We start from the raw sequence: 10,435 nt of genomic DNA, 5'->3' as shown, positions 1-10,435 counted from the left end.
TCAAGCAGAAGATAAAATCTGAAAATGGAACTTCAGATGAAGCAGATGCTGGGGTTGAGGGACAAGAACTGGAACAGCAGGGCAGTCTGCGCTTACGTAATGCCAGCGAAGGCAATACCCGTTTAATGAAACCAATTGCCAATCTGGATACTTTTTTGCAACTGGCCAATATTCTCACCATTTTGTTATGCGGGATTGCCATTGCTTTAACTGCGCAGCGTTATGTGCAGCAGAATCAAGATCATATTGCCCTAATGCGCTGTATTGGCGCGACCAAAAATCAGATTCTGGCCGCTTATCTGGCTTTGCTAGGTTTAGTGCTTTTAATCGCCATGCTGATTGGTAGCGTAATAGGTGTAGCATTGGGTTATGGCTTATTGCAACTCATGCTACAGCTTATTCCAAACTTGCAGCTTGAGTTCTCTGCTACGGCGATGCTGCTGGGGCCCTTGCCAATTGCCATGCTGACCAGTGCAGTGGTGTTACTGGGCTTTGTCATGCCGAGTCTGTTTCAACTCTTAAATACTCCTCCGATTCGGGTCATTCGTCAGCAGGAAAAATCCGTCCATTCGATGTTGTGGATGTTACTGACCGGAACCTTAAGTCTGATTATTTTCAGTGTGATTTTAACGGAAAATATCGTGCTGACAGCTTGGGTGATTGGGGCCATTATTCTGCTTTGTGCTGTTCTGTATTTTACGGTCTGGAGTATTTTAAAACTGCTGCGTAATCTGAAATTCAATCTGTCTGCCTATGTACGGACACCGTATCAGACCGCTTTACAGATTACTGCCTTAGCTTTAGGACTCAGTTTGATTAGTGTGCTGGCTGTACTGCGTACAGATTTACTTGATCGATGGCAGCAACAATTGCCGGAAGGGACACCCAACCAGTTTGTCTATGGTCTGCCGCCTTTTGACATGCCTGACTTAAAAGCTCAGTTAGAACAGAATGGCTGGAAAAGTACACCCTTGTATCCCAATATTCGCGGGCGTCTGGTGGCGAAAAATGATCATCCTTTTGCTGCTGAACTGGTCAAGCAGAGTAATACCTTAAGACGTGAACTGAATCTGACCCAGTCGGATCGCTATCCTCAGGATAATGTGATTGTTCAGGGGGAGGCAGGATTGAAACAGCCGGGTGAAGTTTCGGTCGAAGCCAATACTGCACAAGAGCTGGGTATCAAACTGGGGGATAAGCTCAGTTTTAGCTTGCCTGAAGGCATACTCGAAGCCAAAGTGGTGAATCTCAGAACGGTAGAGTGGGAGAGTTTTAGTCCAAACTTCTTCTTTATCTTTGCACCAAATACCATGGATGCTAATGCTGGCAGTTATCTGGGCAGCTTCTATGTACCGGAAATAGATAAAGATAAACTGGTGAATCTGGTTCAGCGTTTTTCCAATACCGTATTCATTGATGTCAGCCTGATTCTGGAAGAAATCAAACGGATTGTGAATGTACTGGTGCAGATCATTACTATTCTGGCTGTGCTGGTCAGCGTATCCGGTTTTCTGGTACTGATGGCCTGCTTAAACCTGCTTATGGATGAACGTAAACGTGAAGTGGCTTTGCTCCGGTCTTTTGGTAGTTCCAAACAGAAGCTGAAAACCATGATGAGTCTGGAAATCGGTTTTATCGGACTGTTCGCAGGGATTGCTTCATGTCTGTTTGCAGAAGTGATCAGCGCCATTGCCAGCTACAAGATGGATCTGATCATTCAGCCTCATTGGGAAATCTGGATTATCCTGCCTGTGTTTATGACTGTGGTATGTACCTTGATTGGGCGTTATCGTCTGAGTTATCTTTCCGAAATTCCGCCCTTGCAAAGCCTGCGTGAGATGAATCAATAAGATTTATCTTGTAGGCTGATCCGCCAACTGCTGTTGTAGCATTTGTAAAATTTCCTGCCAGAGTGGGCGGATCGGTTCAAGCAAAGCCAGATTATATTGATACAGCACGACACAGGCAGCGACGCCGAGCAGTAAGGCAACCAGACTGACCAAACGGCCACGCTGCATTTTCTGACCGAGATACCAGAGCGCTGTTAGTCCGGCCCCCATGATCATGCCGCCAATATGTGCGGCATTGTTAATTCCGCTGATCATAAAGCCCATCGCCAGGTTAAGACCCATGATCATTACCAGTGTCTTTTTATCCAGAATAAAAGGCTGACGGGGCAACATTGGTAGTAAAGATAGAACAGTCAGTGACGCACCAAGACCCATGACTGCACCCGAAGCACCCGCACTAACACCCGGCAATAAGCCAGGATTGGCTACACCGCCTTCGATTAAGGCATAGCTGTCCTGGATACTCATATATCCACTGAGTAAACTGCCCATCAGACCGGCACAAATATAAAGACCTGTAAAATAGACCCGGCCAAAAATTTGTTCAGCGACACTACCAAAAATATACAGTGCCCACATATTTAACATTAGGTGAATTAAGCCAAAATGAAAAAACATGCTACTAAACAGGCGTATGGGTTCCGCTAAATACGTTAAAGGTGCATAATCTGCTCCCCAGCGAATGGCATCTGGAGAACTTGGCTGTGTGATGTCCATATCATTTAGAACCTGCCAGCCAAACAGGCCGACATTGATACAGATCAGGAGTGCGGTCATCCACCAGAGCTGCATTTCCAGTTTGCGATGTGTTGTTGGGGGAGAATATTCAGGCATGCTATTTTTTTGCTGTGATTGTATATTTCGAATAAGCTTAACACGAAAAATTGAATTTTCAGGAGTAACGCACTGACATGAAAGCCTTTCTGACCCGCACCCTTCTCGTGATTGTCAGTGTGATTCTACTTGTTCAACTGTGGATTTTTGCAAGTTTAGCCTGGTGGCGAACCAATCCAGTGAATACCACCATGATGATGCGGATCGATTATTGGACTGAACCCTCCAAGTCCATTCAACATCAGTGGCGCCCTTATGATGAAATCAGTACCAATCTCAAGCAGGCGGTAGTGACGGCAGAAGATGGAAAATTCATGCACCATCATGGCTTTGACTGGGATGGTATTCAGACTGCACTCAGCCGTAACAAGAATGAAGGCCGTGTTGTGGCAGGAGGGTCAACCATTTCCCAGCAGCTGGCTAAAAACCTGTTCCTCGTCAACAAGCGTTCATTCCTGCGTAAAGGTCAGGAAGCTGTCGCGACCTGGATGATGGAACGCATGTGGTCTAAAGAGCGTATTCTGGAAGTGTATTTAAATTCGATTGAGTTTGGAGACAATATCTATGGAGCAGAAGCGGCAGCCAAACATTATTTTGGTAAGACTGCAGAGAGCCTGACTCGTGATCAGGCCATCTTCCTGGCAGCGATTCTCACCAATCCAAAATATTTTGAAGATCATCGTAATGCATCAGCCCTAAAAGCACGTAAACGTATGATTCAGCGTTATATGCGCTATGCTGAAATCCCTTAAATAAAAATATCAAGATAAAGCCCAAATATTTGGGCTTTTTTTATGAAAATGTCATTAATTTGAAGCATACTAAAAGCAATAAGCAAGACTTGAAAATAGCGTAGGTTTGATATGAATACGGCAGCCAGTACGACTTCGGCACCAACCGAATATACTTATAATGATCGTTACATTAATCGTGAACTGTCTATTCTGGATTTCCATTTGCGAGTGCTGGAACAGGCGGTTGATCCTCTGCATCCTTTGCTGGAACGCATGAATTTTCTACTGATCTTTTCACGTAATTTAGATGAGTTTTTTGAAATTCGTGTGGCTGGCGTCATGGAACAACTGGATTTGGGCAATGAAAGCCGCAGTCCAGATGGTTTGACGCCAAAACAAGTATTAGAGCAGATTGCCGAAACTGCACATGCCGCCATTGAACGTCAGTACCGTATTTTAAATGAAGAGATTTTGCCTAAACTGCGTGAGGAAGATATCTGCTTCTTGCGCCGTGGAGAGCTAACACCGGCACAATCGGCCTGGGTGAAAAAATATTTTCAGGAACAGGTTGCTCCAGTTCTTACGCCTATTAGCCTTGATCCGGCACATCCATTCCCACGTCTGGTGAATAAATCCCTGAATTTTATTGTGACGCTCGAAGGGAAAGATGCCTTTGGCCGTCAGATTGATCTTGCGGTTGTTCCTGCGCCACGTTCATTGCCACGTGTTGTGCGTTTACCGGATGAACTGACTGATGGTAAAGAACATCATGTGATGTTATCCGCCATCATTCATGAACATGTGTCTGACCTGTTCCCGGGCATGACCGCGACTGGCTGCTATCAGTTCCGTGTTACCCGAAATGCCGATCTGGCCTTAAATGAAGATGTTGAAGACCTGGCCAAAGCTTTAAAAGGCGAGCTAAGTTCGCGCCGTTTTGGTCGTGCAGTCCGTCTAGAAGTGACTGAAAATTGTCCGCAGCATATTTATGAATATTTGCTGGAAGAATTTGATCTGGATGAAGACCAGCTCTATAAAGTGGCAGGACCGGTTAATCTGGCGCGATTACTGTCCAACTTCAAACGTCCACATCTACGTTATGATTCACATACGCCAATTCTGCCTAAAGTACTAAAAAAATCTGAAAATGTTTTCAGTGCCATGCAGAAGCAGGATATTTTGCTACATCATCCATTTGAATCTTTTGCTCCAGTGATTACGCTATTACGTGAAGCGGCACGAGACCCTCAGGTGCTGGCGATCAAGCAGACACTGTACCGCAGTGGTCCAGATTCCGAGATCGTGCAGGTGCTGGCAGAAGCAGCCCGTAACGGTAAGGAAGTTACTGCAGTCATCGAGCTACGTGCACGTTTTGATGAAGAATCCAATATTGCAGTTGCCAACGTACTGCAAGAGGCGGGGGCTGTCGTGGTCTATGGCATTGTTGGCTATAAAACCCATGCCAAAATGATTCTGGTGGTACGCCGAGAAAATAACAAGCTGGTGCGTTATGTGCATTTAGGAACCGGAAATTATCATGCGGGCAATGCACGGATTTATACCGATTATGGCTTGTTAACCACAGACAAGGATCTGTGTGAAGATGTGCATCGTATCTTCCAGGAATTGACGGGAATGGGGAAAATGGCCAAGCTGAAAAAGCTGCTCCATGCTCCATTTACCTTGCATGCCCAGCTCATCAACTATATTGATAATGAAATTGCCAATGCCAAAGCGGGCAAGAAAGCTCAGATTATCGTGAAGGTGAATGCTTTAACTGAGCTGCAACTAATCAATAAACTTTATGAGGCTTCACAAGCGGGCGTACAGATTGACCTAATTATCCGCTCGATTTGCTGTCTACGTCCAGGCTTGCCGGGACTTTCAGAGAATATCCGGGTACGTTCAATCGTCGGCCGTTTCCTTGAACATACACGCGTGTTTTATTTTAGCAATAATGGCAATTCCCGCATTTATTGCTCAAGCGCGGACTGGATGGATCGTAACCTGTTTAATCGTGTAGAAGCCTGTTTCCCGATTGAAGATGAAACATTGAAGAAACGCATTTACCAGCAAGGTTTATTAAATTACCTGAAAGACAATCAGCAGGCCTGGTTGTTACAAGGAGATGGAACCTGGGTGCGTGCCCAAGTTGCAGAAGGTGAACAACCGCATAATGCACAGCGTACCTTGCTGGAAACCTTTAAATAACTCTATGCAAACTAAAAAGGCTGATAATCCAGCCTTTTTTATATTTTGTTAATTTTGAGAATGGATAAATGGATTCTCGAGTTTTTGATAGATTTTACGAATAGCAGCATAAATCTGGTAATCGTGCAGACTTAATCTGTTTTGAATTTCGGCCAAAGTCAGGTCTTGGCTGAAATACTTTAAAATCTGTACTTCAGTCTGATTTAAAAAATGTATTTTTGTTTCCTGACTCACTAAATAACGGGCTAATTCAGGATGTAAATCGGAACCACCTCGTAGGATGATTTTCAGGCTTGCTACTATTTTTGAAACAGGATGCGATGCAATCAGATATCGATCCACGCCAGATGACAAGAATAAATTAATCATTTCAGGTGAATCATCAGCTAAAACTGCAATCAGATGAGGAATCTGGATTCGTGCTTGAATTACATTAAGATTCTTAAGTTGCGTTTTCTCATGAATCTCATATAACACTAGATTGGGAAGATACTGTTCAATATGCGATTGAGCAGACAGATGATTGGTATAGGACAGCATATCTGGTTGATAACCGAGCTGTAGCAATGCAAGATCAAGATTGGAAGAGAGCGAGGGTGGATAAGGTTGCACCAATAATACGGGTGTGGGCAAAAATGAGGCCAAAGAAATCTTATCCTGAGAGTAATTAATATACAGATGTATTTTGTCTTAAATTATTATCAATGCCAATCCCAAGAAATAGGGATTTAATTTTTATATATTATAAATAGTTAAAGTTTAAAAATTGGTTTTGAATCATTTTAATTGACTGAATTTATAAAAATTAAATTTATCAGAAGACGTAGGCAATAAAAAAGGAGCAATCTAAGTGCTCCTTTTTTATTAGGGCTTAATTAAGCTGCATCGTGGGCAGTAATTTTTTGCAAAATTTGTAATAACACATCGAACTCGCTTTGTAGCGGTGTGCTCTTACGAGTGACCAGTGCCAGAGTGCGGCTTGGTGCAGCATTGATTAGATTGATGCGCAGATCCGGATTGGCTTTGATCATATTGGTATGCAGCGCAATTTCTGGCAACAGGGTGAAACCAAGATCAGCAGACACCATTTCAATTAACGTCGGTAATGAACTTGCTTTCAGGCGATGATCATTTTTACGCTCACCAATCGGGCAGGCACTCAATGCATGATCACGCAAGCAATGACCTTCTTCAAGCAGCATCAGGCGAGACAGGTCCAGATCTTCCAGAGATTTGGCTTGAGCCGCATTCTGGTCAGATTTGTGATGCACCAGATACAGGTTCTCTTTGGCAATTTCAGCAACTTTCAGACTACGGGTATCGAAAGGCAGCGCTAGCACCACCATATCCAGATTACCATGCTCCAGTTTCTCTACAATTTTCTCACTTTGAGCTTCATGTAGATGTAGCTGGATTTTCGGTAGCTGCTGATGCACTTCATCCAGAAATTGTGACAGGATGAAAGGGGCAATGGTTGGAATAATGCCAAGATGCAGATCACCGGTTAATGGTTCACTCATTTCACGACTTAAACGCATTAAGTCCTGAGCATCAGCCAGTAGAACACGGGCACGTGCAACCACTTGTTCACCAAGCGGCGTTAAACGTACATTCTGGCGATCGCGTTCAACAAGAACGCCACCGAGTAAACGCTCCAGCTCCATAATACCGCCAGACAAAGTTGACTGGGTAACAAATGAGCGGCGAGCAGCTTCTGTAAAATGCAGCGTCTCAGACAGTGTTACGAGGTATGACAGCTGTCTTAGGGATGGTAATGCAGCCATAGTGTCCTAATGTTTATGATTTAAAATGATCAGCAAATAATTCGCTAAGATATGGAATAAAATGCGGAGGGATATCATGCCCCATTCCATCAATTAATTCAAATTTAGCCCCTGGAATTGCTTTTGCAACAGCCTTACCATGACTAGGAGGCAGCAATCTGTCACGAGCACCATGAACCACCAGGGTCTCTTGTTGGATTTGCTTGTCCAGTTGCAGCAATGAACCCGTACATAATATTGCTAAAAACTGTTGAAGTACACCCGCTGGATGGTAACTTCGTTTATATAACTTACGGGCAGTCTGAATCGCTTCCAGATGATTCACATAACCCGGCGAGCCAATAATGTTAAACAGCTTCAAGCTATGATCGATAATGCCATCTTCATCTGTGGAAGCGGGTTTGTCAATTAAACTAAAGAGTTGCTTTGGAAAAGGCGGGGGTAACAGTGGCTGGTTATTACTGGTAAACAGTAAGCCCATTTTTTTAACTTTGTCAGGATAACGTGCGGCCAGAATCTGGGCAATCATGCCACCCATAGAGGCACCGAGCACATAGACCTGACCCAGCCCCATTTTTTCAATCAGAAGATGTACATCATCTGCCATATCATACAGCGTATAAGGCGCGCCCTGATTGCCTAAACCCAGTACAAAACGGCTCATCATTTTTAAAGTGTTTAAGCGAGGCCCTTTATGGTGAATCTTGGAAGATAAACCAATATCCCGGTTGTCAAAACGCACCAGATGATAGCCCTGATCAATGAGGGATTTACAGAAGAAGTCCGGCCAGTACAGCATCTGTGCTCCAAGCCCCATAATTAGCAGAATGGTCGGGTTTTCAGGATTTCCTCCGACCTCCACGTGCAGTTCGATGCCATTGCCAAGATCGACCTTGGTTTCACGCATGAAAGCGGTATACGGAGAATGATTGAACTGCAGGGCACTATGCATGATGTATTTCCTGATTAAAGGACATTTCGCTTAAAAAATGTCCTTTGTATTAAACATCTAAACTGTAGCTGGAATCAAGTCAGGAACCTGCTTGGTCAATGCCAGGCGTTGTTTGGCAGCAGTGGCACCAAGCAGGACAAAACCACGTAAAGTACCGCTGGCATCAAAGGCTTTGGCCAGCATACCGTCATCAAACTCTTCATTTTCCCAAGTTACTTCGACATCAACCGGAGCAGGAAGGACAGTCAATGGCGCAGCTGGTGTTTTGACCGCAACTGGCATCGCTGGATAATGAACTGCAGTATGTTCGCCATTCAATGTTTTAGACAGGGCACGGGCCTGCTGCATGATTGGCATGACATATGGTAAAAGCATTCCGTTTACTTCCGCACAGTCGCCTACTGCATAAATGTCGGGTTGATTGGTTTCTAGTTTTGTATTTGTCAGAATCCCGCGACTGGTATGAATATCGGCTTCTTTTGCGACAGAAATATTCGGTTGTAAGCCCACAGCAGACAGCACCACATCAGCAACTACCGACTGGCCATTGGCAAGTGTGACCAGATAATCACCATTTTCAACTTTAGAGACTTTTTCGACTGTTGTCCCCAGTACAAAATGAATGCCCGTCTCTTCAAGATTTTGCTGGAAAGCATCTGCGACATGAGCTGGTAATAAGCGACCTAAAGGCTGGGGTGCCAGATCAATCACGGTGACCTGATGATTAGTATGCTGCAAGTCATTGGCAAATTCACAACCGATCAGGCCTGCACCTAGAATCACCACACGTTTATCTTCACGGGCTGCCAGATTATGACGGAAAGCTTTATAGTCAGTCAGGTTATTCACCATATGAATATCGTCGCTCGCATCACCAGCAATGGCCAGGCGTACTGGATTGGCACCCACAGCCAGCACCAATTTAGAATAATCCTGTGTGCTTTCCTGACCGTCTTTTTCTAAAGTTAGCTGATGTTGTTCAGGATGAATCGCTTTGACCCAAGTGTTTTTTTCGATGCGCATTTTCAGCTGCGTTGACATTTTTTCTGCATCACCCAAAGGGATGTGTTCTGGCGCTTTGTTTCCTGCTAAAGCATTAGAAAGCGTAGGTTTCGCATAATTAGTCGCATCATCAGCACAAATCATGACAAGTTCATGGTCTGGGTTGAGTTTGCGAAACTCACGGGCAACAGCATAACCCGCCATGCCCGAACCAATGATGACGATAGGATGCATACGATTCTCCATGCTTTTTTAAAGTAGTTTTTTTCAGGTATAAAGGACATAAAAAAGACCATTCAATATGGTCTTTAAAAGAACATGATTAGATTTCAATCATTTCAAAATCGACTTTAGAAACACCACAATCCGGACAAGTCCAGTCATCAGGAATATCTTCCCATTTGGTTCCAGGAACGATTCCGTCCTGAGGCCAACCTTCTGCCTCGTCATAAATCCATCCACAAACGATGCATTGATATTTTTTCATATAACTCTCCAAAACTGACCAACTGTAGCTGTCAGCTTAAAATCCACAAATGGCAAGACCCTAAAGAATATGACTTTTAATAGTAAACATATTTGGCTAAATTTTTACGCAGTTCTATTCATAAAGTAAAGCGAATAAAAGTTTAATCAGTGAAATTAACAGCAGAAAGGTCAGTCCCTAGATATTTCACTACTAGAAATATATTTAAGGTTAGGCAAAGAGTTGTATTTTTAGTTTTATAAAATACTCTTCTGACTTAGATTAAGCTGTAGACCAAAGTCGGGCAGAAAAAATGATTAAAATCAGTTAACTTAGACTCAGCAAAGTCTTTATTAAATATTTTTTAAAATAAATTTATATATTTAAATCAATTGGTTATTATTATTTTCTGCTTTAATGTTGCACAGTCGTTGTTGTTACACATTGTTAATTTAGTTTAAAATTCACCTATTCCTTTCCTTGTTTAAAGATCTCCCATGAGCAATTTGTCTACTTCTCTGTGGTCTCACATTCGTACTGTCCAGAATTTCCCAAAACCAGGCATTTGTTTCTTCGATTTGACTCCATTATTCATGAATAAT

At 43.4% G+C, this 10,435-nt stretch carries 9 protein-coding genes and 1 pseudogene; 4 read left to right on the top strand and 6 right to left on the bottom strand.

The window, feature by feature from the left end; all coding sequences use genetic code 11:
* Window positions 1–1,850: ABC transporter permease (locus tag B4J23_RS06315; RefSeq protein WP_291359375.1), on the top strand; the 1,850-nt coding region annotated here is incomplete at its 5' end.
* A 3-nt stretch (window positions 1,851–1,853) separates the two neighbouring features.
* Here the strand turns inward: B4J23_RS06315 and B4J23_RS06310 are convergent.
* Complete coding sequence (locus B4J23_RS06310; protein ID WP_291359373.1) at window positions 1,854–2,684, bottom strand: rhomboid family intramembrane serine protease; 831 nt, start codon at window positions 2,682–2,684, stop codon at window positions 1,854–1,856.
* 77 nt (window positions 2,685–2,761) lie between these two features.
* On the opposite strand from B4J23_RS06310, the gene mtgA reads away from it, so the two are divergent.
* On the top strand, window positions 2,762–3,436 hold the full coding sequence (mtgA, locus tag B4J23_RS06305; protein WP_291359371.1) for a monofunctional biosynthetic peptidoglycan transglycosylase: 675 nt from the start codon (window positions 2,762–2,764) through the stop codon (window positions 3,434–3,436).
* A gap of 111 nt (window positions 3,437–3,547) precedes the next feature.
* Window positions 3,548–5,629, top strand: coding sequence for a polyphosphate kinase 1 (gene ppk1 / locus B4J23_RS06300; RefSeq protein WP_291359369.1), 2,082 nt, complete (start codon window positions 3,548–3,550; stop codon window positions 5,627–5,629).
* A 48-nt stretch (window positions 5,630–5,677) separates the two neighbouring features.
* On the opposite strand, the gene B4J23_RS06295 is transcribed toward ppk1, so the two are convergent.
* The 5 genes from B4J23_RS06295 to rubA all read right to left on the bottom strand — a co-directional run bounded on the left by B4J23_RS06295 (window position 5,678) and on the right by rubA (window position 9,854).
* Window positions 5,678–6,262 carry a DNA-binding response regulator gene (locus tag B4J23_RS06295; RefSeq protein ID WP_291359367.1) on the bottom strand — a complete coding sequence of 195 codons (585 nt, stop codon included), beginning with the start codon at window positions 6,260–6,262 and terminating at the stop codon, window positions 5,678–5,680.
* A gap of 242 nt (window positions 6,263–6,504) precedes the next feature.
* Window positions 6,505–7,413, bottom strand: a complete 909-nt coding sequence (gene oxyR, locus B4J23_RS06290; RefSeq protein ID WP_291359365.1) for a LysR family transcriptional regulator OxyR — start codon at window positions 7,411–7,413, stop codon at window positions 6,505–6,507.
* Window positions 7,414–7,426: 13 nt separating this feature from the next.
* Complete coding sequence (gene estB / locus B4J23_RS06285; protein ID WP_291359363.1) at window positions 7,427–8,365, bottom strand: esterase EstB; 939 nt, start codon at window positions 8,363–8,365, stop codon at window positions 7,427–7,429.
* Window positions 8,366–8,422: 57 nt separating this feature from the next.
* Window positions 8,423–9,601, bottom strand: coding sequence for a rubredoxin reductase RubB (rubB, locus tag B4J23_RS06280; RefSeq protein ID WP_291359361.1), 1,179 nt, complete (start codon window positions 9,599–9,601; stop codon window positions 8,423–8,425).
* A gap of 88 nt (window positions 9,602–9,689) precedes the next feature.
* A complete protein-coding gene (rubA, locus tag B4J23_RS06275; protein ID WP_004783011.1) occupies window positions 9,690–9,854 on the bottom strand; it encodes a rubredoxin RubA in 165 nt (54 codons plus the stop codon).
* Window positions 9,855–10,330: 476 nt separating this feature from the next.
* On the opposite strand from rubA, the pseudogene B4J23_RS06270 reads away from it, so the two are divergent.
* Window positions 10,331–10,435: pseudogene (locus B4J23_RS06270) on the top strand (adenine phosphoribosyltransferase); the annotation flags it as partial.

It is taken from the genome of Acinetobacter sp. UBA3025 (assembly GCF_002367915.1).
Classification (GTDB): Bacteria; Pseudomonadota; Gammaproteobacteria; order Pseudomonadales; family Moraxellaceae; genus Acinetobacter.
The sequence above is the reverse complement of the archived record's forward strand: the minus strand, read 5'-3'. Positions and strand labels throughout refer to the sequence as shown.

What these genes read in the sequence shown, in the direction of transcription:
- B4J23_RS06310 (WP_291359373.1), bottom strand. Translation starts at nt 2,684, where the DNA reads ATGCCTGAATATTCTCCCCCAACAACACATCGCAAACTGGAAATGCAG.
- mtgA (WP_291359371.1), top strand. Translation starts at nt 2,762, where the DNA reads ATGAAAGCCTTTCTGACCCGCACCCTTCTCGTGATTGTCAGTGTGATT.
- ppk1 (WP_291359369.1), top strand. Translation starts at nt 3,548, where the DNA reads ATGAATACGGCAGCCAGTACGACTTCGGCACCAACCGAATATACTTAT.
- oxyR (WP_291359365.1), bottom strand. Translation starts at nt 7,413, where the DNA reads ATGGCTGCATTACCATCCCTAAGACAGCTGTCATACCTCGTAACACTG.
- estB (WP_291359363.1), bottom strand. Translation starts at nt 8,365, where the DNA reads ATGCATAGTGCCCTGCAGTTCAATCATTCTCCGTATACCGCTTTCATG.
- rubB (WP_291359361.1), bottom strand. Translation starts at nt 9,601, where the DNA reads ATGCATCCTATCGTCATCATTGGTTCGGGCATGGCGGGTTATGCTGTT.
- rubA (WP_004783011.1), bottom strand. Translation starts at nt 9,854, where the DNA reads ATGAAAAAATATCAATGCATCGTTTGTGGATGGATTTATGACGAGGCA.